The sequence below is a fragment of the uncultured Marinobacter sp. genome (genome assembly GCF_963974375.1).
Taxonomy (GTDB): domain Bacteria; phylum Pseudomonadota; class Gammaproteobacteria; order Pseudomonadales; family Oleiphilaceae; genus Marinobacter.
In genome coordinates this window covers 12,701-29,745 of the sequence record NZ_CAXBDN010000018.1, presented here as the reverse complement: position 1 = coordinate 29,745, position 17,045 = coordinate 12,701, and the positions used below count along the sequence as shown (strand labels likewise).

Below are 17,045 nucleotides of genomic sequence, written 5' to 3'. Positions count from 1 at the left end.
TGATGGATTCAATATTGATGCCGTGCTCACTGAGAATGGAGGCGACCTTGGCCAGCACCCCCGGACGATCCAGGGCCTGAATACGCAGGTAATAGGCTGACTGGATATTTTCCATGGGCAGCACATCGAGGTTATCCATGGCTTCCGGTCCGAAGCCCAGATAGGGCACACGGTAGCCACCACCGGAGGTGATCGAGCGCGTCACATCGACGATATCGGCAATCACCGCTGAACCCGTCGCTTCAGCGCCTGCACCAGGCCCGTAGTACATGGTCTGACCAACCGCATCACCGTCCACCAGAATGGCGTTCAGAACGCCGTCGACCTGGGCAATGAGGTGACTTTGCGGTACCAGCGTCGGGTGAACCCGAAGCTCGATACCATTCTCACGGCGACGGGCAATGCCCAGATGCTTGATACGGTAACCCAGTAGTTCGGCATGGGCGATATCGTAAGGCGTCAGGCGGGAAATACCTTCGGTGTAGGCGCGATCAAACTGGAGCGGAACGCCAAAACTGGCCGATGCCATGATGGTCAGCTTGTGGGCAGCGTCAACACCTTCGACGTCGAAGGTAGGATCTGCTTCGGCATAGCCAAGATCCTGGGCTTCCTTCAGCACTTCCGCGAACTCGCGCCCCTTGCGCATTTCGGTAAGGATGTAGTTGCCGGTGCCGTTAATAATGCCGGCCAACCAGTCAATACGATTGGCGGATAACCCTTCCCGCAACGCCTTGATTACCGGGATGCCACCCGCGACACCGGCCTCATAGGCGACGATGACACCGGCCTTTTCGGCCGCTTCAAAAATCTCGTTGCCGTGCACGGCAATCAGTGCCTTGTTGGCAGTGACCACATGCTTGCCGGCAGCAATGGCGGCGAGTACCAGCTCACGGGCGGTCTCGTAGCCACCGATCAGCTCCACCAGGATATCGATGTCCGGATCATTGACCACGTCAAAGACATCGTTGCTGAAGGGAATGTCGCCAAGGTCAATATCATCACGCAACCGTCGGGTTGCCACCCGCGCCGTGCGAATGCGACAGCCGGCCCGACCAGCAATCAGGCTGGCATTACGTGCCAGCACATTAAATGTTCCGCCACCGACGGTGCCCAGTCCGCAGATTCCGACCCTGACTTCTTTCAAGCTTCCACCTCAATGCCCGATGAATGATTTGGGCCGCATAGTATACCGATTAGCACAATAACGCACACCACCAGAGAGGCTCGGGGGCATCAGTGGCTGATCAGTATGCCCGCCCGATGAATCATAACAGCCCGAGACTCCGCGCAAGCTGATCAGCCGGAACGTACCCGCGTACCATATTGCCGTCCTCAAGCAGAATTGCCGGAGTGCCGGTGACGCCAACCTGACTGCCAAGCTGGAACTGCTCAGCGACGGGGTTTTCGCAGCTGATGTCCGGCACCTGCCGGCCACCTTTCGCTTCATTCATGGCGGCAACCTGATCGTCAGAACACCACACCGACTCATACTTTACAAACGAGGGCGTATCAGGACCTGAACGGGGGAAGCCGTAGTAATTGACGGTGATACCCAGCTCATTAAGCCGCGGCACATCGTCATGAAACTTGCGGCAATAGGGACAGTCGATATCGGTAAACACACTGATGGACGCTTTTTCATTGCCCTCTGCCGGATAACGAATGACACCATTCTCTGCAAACGCTGCCATGGTCTCGACCCGCTTCGCGGCACGGGAACGTTCGGTCACGTTTTCGATGCCGCCATCTGTCACCTGCAGCAGCTCACCGGCCAGAATGTAATTGCCATCCGGCGTCGCGTAGATCATGTCGCGGTTGTTGGTTTCCACCTCGTAAAGACCCGGAGCGGCGGACTCCCGCACGGCTTTCACCTGAAGCCCGGGCACGATGCCGGTCAGTTTCTCGGTTATCACCTGCTCCGGTGAATCAGCCATTGCGGGAACACTGACAGCCAATGCCAGACCGGCCATCAGACCTGCGACACGACCCTGTACAATTTTGATGTGATTAATCATGAAACATCCTGCAAGAGAAAAGGATAAGTAAGACAGCTTGATACGAGACCGTCAGTAAACCAGAGCCGGCAATCCGGCACAATCTACCGCCACGTAATGTGTGAAAGCGACCCACCCGGGTCACCAGACTGCACCAATGGCAACGCAATCAGTGGTTGAGGCTGAGACTCACAACCACCGGGAAAGTTCAGCCGCACCACGGCAGAGGAAGTCATTCAGCCTCTTGGATGATGGGCCTGGTGGAGTTCCTGCAGCCGCTGACGGGCAACGTGAGTGTATATCTGGGTGGTAGAAAGATCGGCGTGCCCCAGCAACATCTGGACGACCCGCAGATCTGCACCGTGATTCAACAGATGTGTGGCAAAGGCGTGGCGCAGCGTATGCGGCGACAGTTTCTTGCTGACACCGCAGCGCCGGGCATAAAGGCGAATGCGGTACCAGAACGCCTGACGGGTCATGGCAGTGCCGCGGTTCCCCGGAAAAAAGTCATCAGAACGGTGCCCCCGCAGCAATTCACTGCGGGCATCCTTCATGTACCGAAGCAACCAGTCCACGGCTTCTTCGCCCATGGGCACCAGGCGTTCCTTATCGCCCTTCCCGACTATACGAACCACGCCCTGACGCAGGTTGACCTGGTCCACTCTCAGACTGACCAGCTCTGATACCCGCAGGCCGCACCCGTACAGAATTTCCATCATGGCCCGGTCACGAAGCTCCAGAGCCGGATTCTCGCACCGGGCGCCCAAAGGTTCAGACAGCAGGGCTTCGACATCCGCCTCAGAAAGACTGTCCGGCAAGCGCCGGGGGAGTCGCGGACTTTCAATCCGTAACGTCGGATCTTCCGGAATCAGTTTCTCCCGCAGCAGATAACGATAGAAACGTCGCATTCCGGACAGACGGCGGGCGGCCGTAGCGTTCTTGTGACCGGTCATGAAGGCCGAAGCAATCCATGCCAGCAGATCTTCCCGCGCGGCTTCCCTGAGCGCCGGCGCCTGCGGGCGCTCCCCCAGCCACAGCGACAACTGCCGGAGGTCACTGCCATAGGCCTGCCGGGTTTTTTCGCCTAGCCCGTCTTCCAGCCAGAGCGCATCCAGAAACCGCTGAATCAGATCCTGGTCTGCCACCCTGATGGGATCAGTCGCATGCCGTTTATCCATGACGCTTACGCCTCAATTGCAGAAACCCTGCCCCAGAAAGCGCCAAACAACCCACGCCAGAACGCAGAAAGGCAGCCGAAGCTGCCTTTCTGACACATCCGTACTCCTGCACTGCAAGGAGTCGGGCGGGGCTCAGCCCAGCTTTTCCTTGATGCGGGCTGCCTTACCAGACAGATCGCGAAGGTAGTAAAGCTTGGCCTGACGAACGTCACCACGACGCTTCACGCTGATGCTGTCGATCAGCTTGGAGTGAGTCTGGAAGGTACGCTCAACACCAACGCCGTAGGAAATTTTCCGCACGGTGAAGGAGGAGTTCATGCCACGGTTACGCTTGCCGATAACAACGCCTTCAAACGCCTGCAGACGCTCGCGGTTGCCTTCAGTTACGCGAACCTGGATAACCACGGTATCGCCCGGTGCAAAGGCCGGGATTTCCCGGGTCATCTGCTCGTTTTCAATCTGACTGATGATGTTGTTCTTGCCGCTCATCGCAATGCGCTCCTGATACTCAATCTATCAATGCCCTGATTATTCAGTGGCACCCGATTCGTTTAAAATCTCATCCAGCAGCTCACGCTCCTGGTCTGTCAACACCCGCTGTTCCAGCAGGTCGGGGCGTCGCTCCCGGGTTCGCTTCAGCGACTGCTTGAGCCGCCAACGCCGGATCTGTTCGTGGTGCCCACCCAACAGGACATCCGGTACCACCAGACCTTCATAGACTTCAGGCCGGGTGTAGTGCGGACAATCCAGCAAGCCATCGGCAAAGGAATCCTGCTCAGCTGACTGAGCATGACCCAGCGCACCGGGAACGAGGCGGGTAACCGCATCAATCACTGCCATGGCAGCAAGTTCGCCGCCGGACAGCACGAAGTCTCCCAGCGACACCTCCCGATCGACCTCCGTCAGGATCAGGCGCTCGTCGATGCCTTCATAACGGCCGGCCACCAGAATCAGGCTGTCCTGTGACGCCAGAGACTCCACTACTGCCTGATTCAGCCGCTCGCCCTGGGGCGAGAGATACACCACGCACGCCTTGCCTGGCGCCTCGCTGCGAGCTGCATGAATCGCATCCCGTACCGGCTGGATCTTCATCAGCATACCGGGGCCGCCGCCATAGGGCCGGTCGTCCACGGTACGATGGCGATCGTGGGTATAATCCCGCGGGTTCCAGCTTCTGAACGTCAGAAGACCATCACGTGCGGCCCTGCCGGTAATCCCATAGTCCGTTACGCTGCTGAACATCTCGGGAAACAGGCTGACTGCGCCAATCCACACCGGTCAGTACTCCGGGTCCCAGTCCACCACCATGCGTCCGGCCGCCAGATCCACCTTCTGAACAACCTGCTCAGGAAGGTAGGGCACCAGACGTTCACGCTGATCGATGGAAGCCTCGGTCGATCTCACTACCAGTACATCATTCGCACCGGTTTCGATCAGATGATGCACCACACCAAGGCATTCGCCTTCAACCGTTTCCACCTGCAAACCTTCGAGCTGATACCAGTAATACTCCCCTTCGGGCAGTACTGGCAGCTCCTCAGTCGGCACATGAATCTCGGCCCCTGAGTACAAAAGGGCCTGATCACGGTCTGAAATTCCTTCGAGCTGAACCACGATCCCCTGGCCTTGCCGGCGACCGTTGATCACCTCCACCGGTATCCGCTTACCGTCCAGCAACAAAGTCCACTGGTGATAATTCAGAATACCTTCACGGGGTTCGGTGAAAGAAAAAACCTTCAGCCAACCCTGAACCCCAAAAACCGAGGTTATGCGCCCAACCACAGTTTCCTGCGAACGCTGTGTCATGGCCTTACCCCGGTCCTGAAGCCTGATTACTCAGCCGTGGTCTTCAGCAGCTGGGCAACGCGATCACTGGTCTGAGCACCCTGGCCCACCCAGAAATCAACACGATCGCGATCAACGCGAAGACGCTCTTCCTGACCACGGGCAACCGGGTTGAAGAAACCGACACGCTCAATGAAACGTCCGTCACGGGCCTTGCGGCTGTCAGTGACTGTCAGATGGTAGAACGGGCGCTTCTTGGAGCCACCACGAGCCAAACGGATTGTAACCATTTCGACCAATATCCTGTTCAGTTAAACGAACTTTGTACGTTTCGTGCCAGCCGGAAAGGCGTCTGCACGAATACCCATACTCGAAAGGGGCGCTATTCTATGCTAAAACCCCGGCAAAGAAAACAGGGAGTGTGTCCCGATTTCTACATACGACCGAATGGTGGCATTCCGCCACCGCCGCCGGGCGGCATCATACCCTGAACGCCACGCATCATGTTGGCCATGCCGCCCTTTTTTCCGAACTTTTTCATCATTTTCTGCATCTGCTTGTGCTGCTTCAGTAGCCGGTTCACATCCTGGATCTGGGTCCCTGAACCGGTGGCAATCCGACGCTTGCGTGAATTATTGATTGAGTCCGGGTAGCGGCGCTCCTTCGGGGTCATGGAACAGATGATCGCTTCCATCTGGCCGAAAGTCTTGTCGTTGACCTGCTTCTGGGCGACCTGGGCCATCTGCCCCATGCCCGGCAGCTTGTCCAGCAAGCCACCGATACCACCCATACTCTTCATTTGCTGAAGCTGGTCACGGAAATCCTCAAGATCAAACCCCTTGCCTTTCTTGATCTTGTTGGTGAGCTTGTCGGCTTTCTTTTTATCAAGCTTGCGCTCGGCTTCCTCTATAAGGGAAAGCACATCCCCCATACCCAGGATCCGGGACGCAACCCGGTCAGGGTGGAAAGGCTCCAGGGCGTCGGTCTTCTCGCCAACACCCATGAACTTGATGGGCTTGCCGGTAATATGACGCACCGACAGGGCGGCACCACCACGGGCATCGCCGTCCGTCTTGGTAAGCACGACACCGGTGAGCGGCAGGGCATCATTAAAAGCCTTGGCGGTGTTCGCAGCATCCTGACCGGTCATGGCGTCAACCACGAACAGGGTCTCCGCCGGGTTGACCGCCTTATGAAGACGCCCGATCTCGCCCATCATCTGCTCATCAACGTGCAGGCGACCTGCCGTATCGAGGATCAGTACATCAATGTGCCTCTTGCGGGCGGCATCAATCGCAGCCTCGGCAATGGCAACCGGGTCCTGTTCCGCGGTACTCGGGAAAAACTCCACGCCCACATCCTGGGCGAGGGTTTCCAGCTGACGGATCGCTGCCGGCCGGTAGACGTCGGCACTGACCACCATTACCGACTTCTTTTCCCGCTCTTTCAGCAGGCGTGCAAGTTTTGCCACGGTGGTAGTCTTACCCGCACCCTGCAGGCCGGCCATCATGATGACTGCCGGCGGGCGTACTGCCAGGTTGAGCTTTTCGTTGCCCGCGCCCATCACCTGTTCCAGCTCCTGCTGGACCACTTTCACGAAGACCTGGCCCGGGGTCAGGCTGCGCTGAACTTCCTGACCAACAGCACGGTCCCGGACACCATCGATAAAGGCTTTCACCACTGGCAGGGCAACATCCGCCTCCAGCAATGCCATGCGGACTTCCCGCAAGGTTTCCTTGATGTTGTCTTCGGTCAGCCTGGCCTGGCCGGAAATCTTTCTGAGACTGCCCGAAAGCCGGTCTGTCAGGTTCTCAAACATGATGATTTTCCATAGCCCTGATAAATTGGTTGCCTGATTGGCTTCTGCACAACGCCCTGATACGGACGTGACACAAGAGCTGTGCCGCAGCATAACTGGCTGAAACCGGTTGATTCCGGTTGCACAATCGCGACATTATAACCAGACTATCGCCCTGAAACGACCAGCCCGGAAAATTCAGTTCCCGCTGCCGCCAAACCCTGCCGGCGGGAATTGCCCACAACCCGGCCCACGAACCAGTAAGGACACCATGGGAACCCTGATTCTCGCAGTAACCACACTGTTCCTGTACAGCATCGGAACGGTGCTGCAGGCACTGAGTTTCCGGGGACGGGTGGCGGTCAGCAAGACCGTAATTACAGCGGTTGGCGCACTGGCACTCACCTCCCATGGCCTGATGCTGTGGCAATCCGCCTTCACCGAAGCCGCCGTCAACTTCAGCTTTTTCCAGAGCGCCCTGCTGATCTCCTGGCTGGTGGTCGCCCTGCTGCTTGGCCTCAGCCTGTACAAGCCGGTTCAGAGCCTGTTCCTGGGAGCCTATCCCCTGGCGATACTGGCGGTGGTCTTTTCATTGATGAGCCAGACCCCACCCCGCTTTATAGCCCGGGATGACTGGGGCATTCTGGCCCACATCGCACTGGCAGTCACGGCCTACAGCCTGTTTACGCTGGCCGCCGGCCAGGCACTGTTGTTATACCTTCAGAACCGTCAGCTCAAACACAACTACAACAGTGTACTGGTCCGCAACCTGCCGCCCCTGCAGACCATGGAGTCGCTGCTGTTCGAGCTGCTGTGGGCAGGCGTTATCCTGCTGGTATTCGCCATCACCACCGGTGCCATTTTTGTCAGTGACCTGTTTGCCCAGGATCTGGCCCACAAGACGCTGTTTTCCCTGGTTTCACTGGCGGTGTTCGTGTTCCTGCTGGTGGGCCGGCATACCATGGGCTGGCGCGGCCTGACCGCCAGCCGCTGGACCCTGGCAGGCTGCACGCTGCTGGCCATCGGATACTTTGGCAGCAAATTCGTACTTGAACTGGTATTCCTGCGGGGCAGCTGAGCCCCGGCAATCTTGACAGGCACCGCCCCCGGCCCTATGTTCGCCACTTATTCGCAACAGAAGGACACCACCTCTTGAACGAGGTTTCGCTTACCGCTCTTTTCGTGCTGCTGGCCGGCCTTATTGTTCTGTCCGGTTTCTTTTCCAGCTCGGAAACCGGAATGATGTCGCTCAATCGGTACCGCCTCAAACATATGGCCAAAAACGGCCATCGTGGTGCAAAGCGGGCCCAGGGACTGCTCAAACGAACTGATCAGCTGATCGGGGTCATCCTGATCGGCAACAATTTCGTCAACATATTTGCATCGGCGATCGCCACGGTTATCGCCATTCGTATCTGGGGTGATGCGGGCATAGCCATTGCCACTGTGCTGCTGACCATTGTTATCCTGATTTTCGCAGAAGTTACGCCAAAGACCCTGGCCGCCCTGTTCCCCGAAAAAATCGCCTTCCCGGCCAGCTACATTCTGGGGCCACTCCTCAAAATCCTTTATCCGGCCGTCTGGTTCGTCAATCTGTTTACCGGTGTCATTCTGAAGGTGCTGCGGGTTTCCGCTGACCATGGCAGCAGCGAACACCTGTCACGGGAGGAGCTACGCACCCTGGTCAATGAGGCCGGAGCCCTGATCCCGTCCAAACACAAGGACATGCTGGTCAGCATTCTGGATCTCGAAAAAGTCACCGTGAACGATATCATGGTGCCTCGCAACGAGGTTGTGGGTATCGATCTGGAAGATGACATGGATACCATTATCCGCCTGCTGCGCAGCAGCCAGCACACCCGGCTGCCGGTCTTCCGCGGAGACATCAATAATGTCCAGGGCATCCTGCATATGCGCAACACGCCGAAGTTGCTGATGCAGGAGGACGTTAACAAGGCCCGCATCATGCAACTGTGCCGCGAGCCCTATTTTATTCCGGAGAGCACCCCCCTCAACACCCAGCTGATCAATTTCCAGAAAGCCCGACGGCGGATCGGCTTCGTCGTTGATGAATACGGCGATGTGCTTGGCATCGCGACCCTGGAGGATATTCTCGAGGAGATCGTCGGCGACTTTACCACCGACTATGCCGCCACATCCCAGGACATCATCCCCCAGGACGATGGCACCTTTATCATCGATGGCGCCACCCCACTGCGGGCCATCAACCGGACGCTTGGCTGGAAACTGCCCCTGGAGGGACCGAAGACCCTAAACGGCCTGATTACCGAAACCCTGGAAACCATTCCGGAGACCAACGTCTGTCTGCTGATGGCCGGGCACCGGACTGAGGTACTGCAGATCAAGGACAATGTTGTCAAAGCTGCGATCGTCCACCCGGCCCTCAGAAAACGCAAGCTGACGCTGACACGCCCGCAACGGCGCCAGGGCTGAGCCAGATCAAAAGATATTCTTTTTACATCTAAGCTGATATTTTTAGAAAGATTATGTTTTAACGAACATCTTGACCCAATCAACCCGCTCCCCAAAACTGAGCGTATTGATTTCTATAAAAATAATGAGGAAAAGGTCTATGAGTCTTTCACACACCGTTGGTCTGTTTACCCATCCGGACCGGGAATGGGAATCTATCCGTGCTGAGTCAGAGTCCGTCAGCAGGCTCTATCTGGGGCACATTCTGTTACTGGCACTGATACCAACGGTAGCCGGGTTTTACGGAACCACCCAGGTCGGCTGGCAGATCGGTGACGGTCAGGTGATCAAACTGACATCGTCCAGCGCTTTGCAACTCTGCCTGCTGGCCTATGCGGCCATGCTCGCCGGGGTCTTCATTCTTGGCAAATTCATCGATTTCTTCGCGGCCACCTATCAGGTGCAGGACAGCACACCACGAGGCGTCACTCTGGCCGCCTACACCTCCACACCCATCTTTTTGCTGGGCATCATTGCTGTCTACCCCAATATCTGGGTCAACATGATGGTGGGCCTGATCGCCATTGCGTACGCGGTGTACCTTTTGTACGAGGGATTGCCCATTCTGATGAAAATCCCGGAAGAACGCGGTTTCATGTTTGCGTCTTCGGTACTAACGGTCGGACTGGTCATGCTGGTTGCCCTGCTGGCCATCAGCGTGGTCATCTGGGGCATCGGGATTGGTCCGGTTTACGCAGACTGACAACCCCACCAGTTACCAGATCATTGCCACACAACAGTTCAGCGGGAATATCTCCGCCTGAACTGTTGTTTTGTATTACGGCAATAGTAATAAAACGTGTAACCGAACGTGGTTTTGCGATAAATTGCACAGATAGATAATAAAATCAGAGTAATCTCGGTAACGTATCCGGTTGAGGCGTATTCAGGAGTCGGCCATGAACAGACAGTCCGGCATACATTATCTGCATCGCCAACGCGGTGCAGAAACGCCGGTATCGCTCCCACTGGAGGTGTCCCGCATCCGGGACACCGTCATTGCCGGGCTGGGAGATTTGCTCCAGGGCGCCTTCGACGCTGTGGATGATTCCCTGTTCGAACTCGCCAATAACGCGCGGAGTAACAACGAGCAAAACCGCTATTTTGAAGCGATGCGTGAAATCCGCATCAAGCGTAAAGGTGTGGAAAAACAGTTCCAGTTGGCAACCGCCTCGCTGTTTAATGATCCACCGGGGGCGGACAGCCTCTCCGCTACCACCGAGCAGCAAAACAGCCTTCAGGGCAGTTCAGAGACCCTGTCCATGCTGCAGGATGATGACCTGGAAGAACAGGTCGCCCTTAACGCCATGATCACCAAGGCCAAAGCCTACTTTCAGGGTCCGCTGCTGCAGCTGCAGACACGGTTTACAGTGATTTACCCCCAGGCCGGCGAAGAGCATCCGGTTAATCCGCTGGCACCCGAGCATGTCTGTCACGCCTTTGCAGAAGCGGCTGGCGCTTTTGAAATCCAGATTCGCGAACGCCTGATCGTACTGAAACAGTTCGATCGCTATGTGGTTTCCAACCTCGGCATGCTGATGGATGAAGCCAACCGCATTCTGGTTCAGGCCGGTGTGGTGCCCAATTTCCGCTATCAGGGCAAAACCAGCCGCACCACTGATGCTGGCGAAAGCCGCAGCCCCGATCAGGCGGCCGGAGCCCCCAGGGCGGAAGAGGCTGCTGCCAGTTATCAGGTTCGTGAAGACGACGCCCTCTTCGAGCAGATCCGCAACTTGCTGAGCATGCAGCGGGGACACCGCAGCTATAGTGCACAGGGCGCCCACTCCACTGAAATTCATATTGTCGGTGGCACCGAACTGCTGCAGATGCTGTCGCAGTTCTCCCGGAGCAGCGCTCAGCCTGCCACCAACCCTGAAAACCTGAGCGCTGGTGAGCCAGTGCACCTGGATTTGCGAGATCTGATCGAACAGGCCCTGAGCAACGCCCACCCGGACGATGGCAAGCAGCCAGCGCTGAAAGAAATGGATGAAGACCTGATCAATCTGGTCTCCATGCTGTTCGATTTCATCCTCGACGACTACAACCTGTCGGCACCGATTCAGGTGCTGATCAGCCGTCTGCAAATCCCCATCCTGAAGGTGGTCCTCAAGGACAAGAGTTTCTTCAGCCGGGCCAACCACCCTGCCCGCAAGCTCCTCAACGCCCTTGCCCGCGCAGGCATCGGCTGGAGCAGCGCTGACGAAAAGACCCGGGATAAACTCTACGAACAGATTCACAACATCGTCGCCCGGATTCTTGATGAATTCGACGGCAACATTGCGCTTTTCGAAACCCTGGGCGTAGAGTTCGAGCAGTTCCTTGCTCGCGAGAACCGTAAATCCTCGCTGGTGGAACAGCGTACCCGGGAATCCGAACGTGGCCGTATCAAATCCCAGAAAGCCCAGGAGACCGTCGATCGCCTGCTACGGGAGAAGCTATCCCGCCGGCCGGTGCCAGGTCCGGTTCACGACATTCTGGTCAATGGCTGGAGCCGGGTCATGTTCCTGGCCTATCTCCGGAACGACGTCGAGCATCGCTGGGACCAGACCGTCCGGGTTGTCGATGACCTGATCTGGTGCCTGCATCCTCATCTCGACGACGAAGAGAGAGATCAGTGGGTGCGGGTGGTGCCAAGATTGCTGAAAGCGCTGCGGGCAGGACTTGAGGAAGTCTCCTACAACGCGACCCGTCTCGATGAAATGATGGCTGCTGTCAAACACGAACTTACCGAAGCCTTCCGCAATCTGGCACTCGCCGAGGCCCGTGAACCGGAGGAAATCGAACCGGAAGCCACAGCCGAAATAGCGACCACCGGCGAGGACGAAGCTCTGGATTCAGGTATCGCCGAACACCTGCCATACATCGACGCCATTGAGGTTGGTCAGTGGGTGGAGTTCAGTCTGGTCAACGGGGCGCGCTTCCGTTGCAAACTGTCGGCGATTATCGAAGATGCCGACTGCTTTGTGTTCGTAAACCGGATGGGGCTCAAGGTCATAGAAAAATCCCGTATCGACCTGGCGCGGGAGATGCAGCGGGGCCGTCTGACCATTCTCGAGCAGGGCGCCCTCATCGACCGGGCACTGGACGCCGTCGTTGGCAGCCTCCGCAAGCAGGCCATCTGATGGCCACAACCACTGACTGAATAAAAAAGAGCACCCCTCGGGGTGCTCTTTTGTTTCCGGACGGCAACTGTCTCATCCGGAGTTCACAAGACAACAAGCCTCAGGCGTCAGCCTTGCTGGCAGCACCCTTGACCAACTCGGCCAGTTCGCCGCTTTCGGCCAGTTCCAGCACGATGTCACAGCCGCCAACCAGCTCGCCACCGACGTACAACTGGGGAAAAGTCGGCCAGTTGGAGTAGATCTTGAGGCCTTCCCGCAGCTCCTGATTGTCCAGAATATTGACGAACGCAAAGCGCTCGCCGCAAGACATTAACGCCTGCACGGTTTTGGCAGAGAAGCCGCACTGGGGCGCCTGGGGAGTGCCCTTCATGTAGATAATGATGGGGTTTTCTTCAAGCTGGCTTTTGATGGTTTCGTTGATTTCCACGATGCTCACCTCATTGACGGGTTAGATAAGGAGTAGATAAGGGGTAGATAACAGGTTCCGCTACAAGAACTCAGATACCTCTATTGTACACACAGGCCCGATGTCCGACCAATACAGTCAGGTATATTCCGTTCGACCGCAAGCATCGGAGACGCTGATCAGCCGATTGTCATGCCGACCGAGACGCTATAGACTGGATCTTTTGCGCCAAGGTACCGGCGCGGGCGCTCTCAGGTAACCCAGATCTGCAAATCATCACAGCCGGTGCCACTGCGCGCATCCCGGCCTATTTGCTATTTTCTGAATACCTGAAAAACTGCGACAGAGTCGCGGATTTACGCTCAGCGTCAGGCCGGCACAGCAAGACCCTATTTCACCCAGCTAAGAGCACAATCATGGCCGTTAGACACTTTCTGACCCTGAACGACCTGAACAACGACGAACTGACAGCACTGTTGGATCACGCCAGCTTCCTGCGCCGTGACTGGCGTGCGGGCAATGTCCGCAACAGCCTCAGAAACCGTGTTCTGGCCATGATTTTCGAGAAGTCTTCCACACGTACGCGGGTATCCTTCGAAGCGGGGATGACCCAGTTGGGCGGCAGCGCCATGTTCCTGTCACCCAAGGACACCCAGCTCGGTCGCGGCGAACCCATTGACGATTCTGCCCGGGTCATTTCCAGCATGGTTGACGCGGTTATGATCCGCACCTTCGCCCATGAAAAAATTGATCGCTTTGCCGCCATGTCACGGGTGCCGGTGATCAACGCCCTGACCGATGATTTTCACCCCTGTCAGCTGCTGGCCGACATGCAGACCTACCGCGAACATCGTGGCAGTATTGCCGACGCAACCGTGGCCTGGATTGGCGACGGCAACAACATGTGTAACTCCTATATCAATGCCGCCCGCCAGTTTGGCTTCAGTCTTCGGGTAGCCTGCCCCGAGGGCTACGCTCCCTCACAGCCGCTGCTGGAGCAACATCGTGACTGTGTCGAGGTGGTCAGCGGGCCAGAAGAAGCCGCCCGTGGTGCCCATCTGCTGGTTACCGATGTCTGGGCGTCCATGGGCCAGGAGAGCGAGCAGTCCGCGAGAATGAAAGCCTTCTCCCGCTTTCAGGTCAGCCCCCAACTGATGAGCCTGGCAGATCCGGATGCCCTGTTCATGCATTGCCTGCCAGCGCACCGGGGCGAAGAAATTTCGGCGGACATGCTGGATCACCCCGGATCCGTGGTCTGGCATGAAGCCGAAAACCGGCTCCACGCCCAGAAGGCTCTGCTCGAATTTCTGATTCTCGGAACCCTGGACTGAGCGCCGTATGACCACTGCAAACCCGATGACGGACAACTGGCTGCTGGATGTGCGAAGCCTCAGCTGTGGCTATGGCGGAACGCCGGTGGTAGCCGGCGTCAACTTTGCGCTGGGCCACGGTGACATCGGCTGCCTGCTCGGCCCCAGTGGCTGTGGTAAAAGCACCATTCTGCGAGCCCTGGCCGGTTTTTTGTCCATCGCCGAGGGTGAAATCCGGCTCAACGGAGATGCGATCAGTCTGCCCGGCCGAACCCTGCCCCCGGAACAGCGTCGAATTGGCATGGTGTTTCAGGACTACGCCCTGTTCCCTCATCTGACTATCAGTGACAACGTGGGGTTTGGCCTGAAGGGCCTGAGCCGCCCGGAGCGCAGTGCCAAGGTGGATCAGTTGCTGAATCTGGTGCATCTTCAGGACCTGGCCAATCAGTATCCTCACCAGCTGTCAGGGGGGCAGCAGCAACGGGTGGCGCTGGCGCGGGCACTGGCCCCTGAACCGACCCTGATTCTGTTGGACGAACCCTTCTCCAACCTCGACGCCGACCTGCGCCGGCGGCTGAGCCTGGACGTGCGGGACATTCTGAAAACCCTGGGCATCAGCGCCCTGCTGGTCACCCATGACCAGCAGGAAGCTTTCGCCATGTGCGACCAGGTGGCAGTGCTCAAAGATGGCGGCATTCAGCAATGGGACGTGCCTTTCAACCTGTACCACGAACCTGCCAACCGCTTCGTGGCTGGCTTCGTGGGTCAGGGTGCCTTTATACCCGGCACCGCCGTGGGTCCCGATACCATCACCTCGGAACTGGGCGAGCTGACTGGCAACCGGGCCTACCGCTGGCAGGCGGGCACCCTGCTGGATGTACTGATCCGTCCCGATGACATCGTCTACGATGAGACGTCGAGCCTGCAGCCCCGGGTCATCGAAAAGACCTTTGCCGGCACATCAACGCTTTACCGCTTCCGCATGTCCGACGATACCGAGTTCGAAGCGCTGTTCCGCAGTCACCTGGACTTTCGTCTGGGCGAGCTGGTGCCGGTCCGCGTTGAGGCCGACCATCTGATCGCCTTCGAGCGAACCTGAGCCCGGGTTGCTCCGGCCGGACATAAAAAAGGCCAGTCCCACAGGGCTGGCCAAATGACGAATGAAACAAGGAAAGTCTGTAAGAACACCTTTCTTCATTGCCGACTCTCAAACGACACTTCAGAAAGCACTCAACACCGGGCTGATCACAACACGGGCCTGTTCAGTACGCTATAACTATGCTGAAAGCCAGGGTTAACTTCAGCAGGGATTATGTATAACGATTGTAAACCGGTGTAACCGGCACCAGTGTGCATCCCATGGCAGCAGCAGCCTGCGGGATGCCCGTTTCAGGAATCCTGCTTGCGGGGCCAGACCAGGCTGAAACGGGCACCACCAAGGTCGTCACTGCGCCCTACAAAGGACTGACCTCCGTGCCAGAACAATATGCGCCGGACAATGGAAAGACCAAGCCCATAACCTCCGGATGTGCGGGTGCGGCTGTCATCCAGCCTCGCAAAGGCGGAAAACACCTTTTCCCAGTCTTCTTCCGGAATACCGGGGCCGTCGTCCTCCACATCGATACGACAATTCTCTTCGTCCAGCTGACAGGTCACTCGAACCTCTGCACTGGCATAGCGACAGGCATTACCCACCAGATTCTGCAAGGCCCGGTGAATGTACCGTGGTTCAACATTGGCCTCCTGCCACAGGTCAGACTGTGGCGGTATCACTGCCTCCAGCTGAATACCGGGATGAATCACCCGCTGCTCCTCAATCATCTGGCGCACCAGGTCGGTGACCGAAGCGGTTCGCAAAGAGAAGACGGGCCCTCCCTGCTCGAGACGGGCGTATGTAAGGATCTCATCAATCAGTTCGTCCAGCTCCTGAATATCGCCGTCGATACCATCCAGTTGTTTCTGCAGGGCCTCCGGCGTTCTGGCACTTTCGATCATCTGCACCCCGAAGCGGATTCTCGCCACCGGCGTTCTCAGTTCATGGGACACCGCATGAATCATTTCCCGCTGAACCCCCACCAGACGCTGAATCTGATCCGCCATGCTGTTAAAGGCCGTGCCCAGCCGTGACACCAGAGTACTTTGTCCGGGCTCCACCCTGGCATCCAGCTCCCCCCGGGCGATCCGCACTGCCACCGACTCTACCGACCGCAGATTCTTCTCAACGTCCTGCATCAACAGACGAACCGCCAGAGCGATCACCAGCCCCGCCAGCCCCAACAGCAGCAGCAACACCGGCACCGAGGCACGCTGAAACTCCCCGGGCATCACCATATCCACCAGCGCACCGGATTTCAGACGCAAAACCACCTGCCCTTGTGCATCGCGGGTATAAAAGGCCACCGGTCGCTCGGAGATACGCTGCAGCACCTCCTCCGGAGGCAGTTGCCGACTACCCTCTCCGGTCTGCAAGAGCCGGACACCGAGCGCTTCGGCCAGCAGCTCCGACGCCTCACGCCTATCTGCGGGCCCCGTCTGATTCAGGTGCCACAAGGCCATGAGCGCGGTCGCTTCCGCGGTATCCTGATAGAAGTTGCGCAACCTGAGACTCAGAACCAGGCCGTCGTCACGGCGACTGAGGGCCATAGCCCCCAGGGCATCGGAAACCACAAGGGTATGGCCGTATTCCAGGCGTTCACGCTCGGCCAGGCTCAGGTTCAGCTCCCCGACTTGCCGCACATCGTAGTCATAGAATTGCGTCAGCCAGGGATAATGGCCGGCCATGGCCGGTGACTGGGCAAGCCAGTCCATCAATGGGGTCGCCATTGCTTCCTGCCAGGCCTGCTGTCGTACCGTGTTCACGCCCCAGTAGGCGAGAAAACAGACGAACAGCACGGCCATTGCCAGACTGGCAAGGCGGGAGAACAGCTTTAAGAAAAAAGAAACGGGCATGAAGTCAGCC

Annotated in this window: 16 protein-coding genes; 6 read left to right on the top strand and 10 right to left on the bottom strand. The window is 57.7% G+C overall.

What is annotated here, in order from left to right; all coding sequences use genetic code 11:
* The 8 genes from AAC035_RS02945 to ffh form a co-directional block, all read right to left on the bottom strand.
* On the bottom strand, positions 1-1,144 hold a 1,144-nt coding region (locus AAC035_RS02945; protein WP_339799794.1), incomplete at its 3' end, for a homoserine dehydrogenase.
* Positions 1,145-1,265: 121 nt separating this feature from the next.
* Complete coding sequence (locus tag AAC035_RS02940; protein WP_339799792.1) at positions 1,266-2,015, bottom strand: DsbC family protein; 750 nt, start codon at positions 2,013-2,015, stop codon at positions 1,266-1,268.
* A gap of 215 nt (positions 2,016-2,230) precedes the next feature.
* Complete coding sequence (xerD, locus tag AAC035_RS02935; protein WP_339799790.1) at positions 2,231-3,172, bottom strand: site-specific tyrosine recombinase XerD; 942 nt, start codon at positions 3,170-3,172, stop codon at positions 2,231-2,233.
* 132 nt (positions 3,173-3,304) lie between these two features.
* Complete coding sequence (gene rplS / locus AAC035_RS02930; protein ID WP_339799788.1) at positions 3,305-3,661, bottom strand: 50S ribosomal protein L19; 357 nt, start codon at positions 3,659-3,661, stop codon at positions 3,305-3,307.
* 39 nt (positions 3,662-3,700) lie between these two features.
* Positions 3,701-4,447 carry a tRNA (guanosine(37)-N1)-methyltransferase TrmD gene (trmD, locus tag AAC035_RS02925; protein WP_339799786.1) on the bottom strand — a complete coding sequence of 249 codons (747 nt, stop codon included), beginning with the start codon at positions 4,445-4,447 and terminating at the stop codon, positions 3,701-3,703.
* Between the two features lie 3 nt (positions 4,448-4,450).
* Positions 4,451-4,978: a ribosome maturation factor RimM gene (gene rimM, locus AAC035_RS02920; protein WP_339799784.1), complete on the bottom strand. Its 528-nt coding sequence runs from the start codon at positions 4,976-4,978 to the stop codon at positions 4,451-4,453.
* A 26-nt stretch (positions 4,979-5,004) separates the two neighbouring features.
* A complete protein-coding gene (gene rpsP, locus AAC035_RS02915; protein ID WP_339799782.1) occupies positions 5,005-5,247 on the bottom strand; it encodes a 30S ribosomal protein S16 in 243 nt (80 codons plus the stop codon).
* Positions 5,248-5,390: 143 nt separating this feature from the next.
* Entirely contained in the window at positions 5,391-6,776 is a 1,386-nt protein-coding gene (gene ffh / locus AAC035_RS02910; protein ID WP_339799780.1) for a signal recognition particle protein, read from the bottom strand.
* Positions 6,777-7,026: 250 nt separating this feature from the next.
* Here ffh and ccsA point away from each other — a divergent pair, with 250 nt between their 5' ends.
* The 4 genes from ccsA (at position 7,027) to AAC035_RS02890 (ending at position 12,370) form a co-directional block, all read left to right on the top strand.
* Positions 7,027-7,833, top strand: coding sequence for a cytochrome c biogenesis protein CcsA (ccsA, locus tag AAC035_RS02905; RefSeq protein ID WP_339799779.1), 807 nt, complete (start codon positions 7,027-7,029; stop codon positions 7,831-7,833).
* Between the two features lie 74 nt (positions 7,834-7,907).
* Positions 7,908-9,209, top strand: coding sequence for an HlyC/CorC family transporter (locus AAC035_RS02900; protein WP_339799777.1), 1,302 nt, complete (start codon positions 7,908-7,910; stop codon positions 9,207-9,209).
* Positions 9,210-9,348: 139 nt separating this feature from the next.
* On the top strand, positions 9,349-9,951 hold the full coding sequence (locus AAC035_RS02895; protein ID WP_339799775.1) for a Yip1 family protein: 603 nt from the start codon (positions 9,349-9,351) through the stop codon (positions 9,949-9,951).
* 196 nt (positions 9,952-10,147) lie between these two features.
* Positions 10,148-12,370 carry a DUF1631 domain-containing protein gene (locus AAC035_RS02890; RefSeq protein ID WP_339799773.1) on the top strand — a complete coding sequence of 741 codons (2,223 nt, stop codon included), beginning with the start codon at positions 10,148-10,150 and terminating at the stop codon, positions 12,368-12,370.
* 100 nt (positions 12,371-12,470) lie between these two features.
* Here the strand turns inward: AAC035_RS02890 and grxD are convergent, their stop codons facing one another.
* Complete coding sequence (gene grxD, locus AAC035_RS02885) at positions 12,471-12,797, bottom strand: Grx4 family monothiol glutaredoxin (protein WP_339799771.1); 327 nt, start codon at positions 12,795-12,797, stop codon at positions 12,471-12,473.
* 395 nt (positions 12,798-13,192) lie between these two features.
* Here grxD and argF point away from each other — a divergent pair, with 395 nt between their 5' ends.
* A complete protein-coding gene (gene argF, locus AAC035_RS02880) occupies positions 13,193-14,107 on the top strand; it encodes an ornithine carbamoyltransferase (RefSeq protein ID WP_339799769.1) in 915 nt (304 codons plus the stop codon).
* A 7-nt stretch (positions 14,108-14,114) separates the two neighbouring features.
* Entirely contained in the window at positions 14,115-15,185 is a 1,071-nt protein-coding gene (locus AAC035_RS02875; protein ID WP_339799767.1) for an ABC transporter ATP-binding protein, read from the top strand.
* A 290-nt stretch (positions 15,186-15,475) separates the two neighbouring features.
* Here the strand turns inward: AAC035_RS02875 and AAC035_RS02870 are convergent, their stop codons facing one another.
* Positions 15,476-17,035: an ATP-binding protein gene (locus AAC035_RS02870; protein WP_339799766.1), complete on the bottom strand. Its 1,560-nt coding sequence runs from the start codon at positions 17,033-17,035 to the stop codon at positions 15,476-15,478.
* Positions 17,036-17,045: the final 10 nt, after the last annotated feature.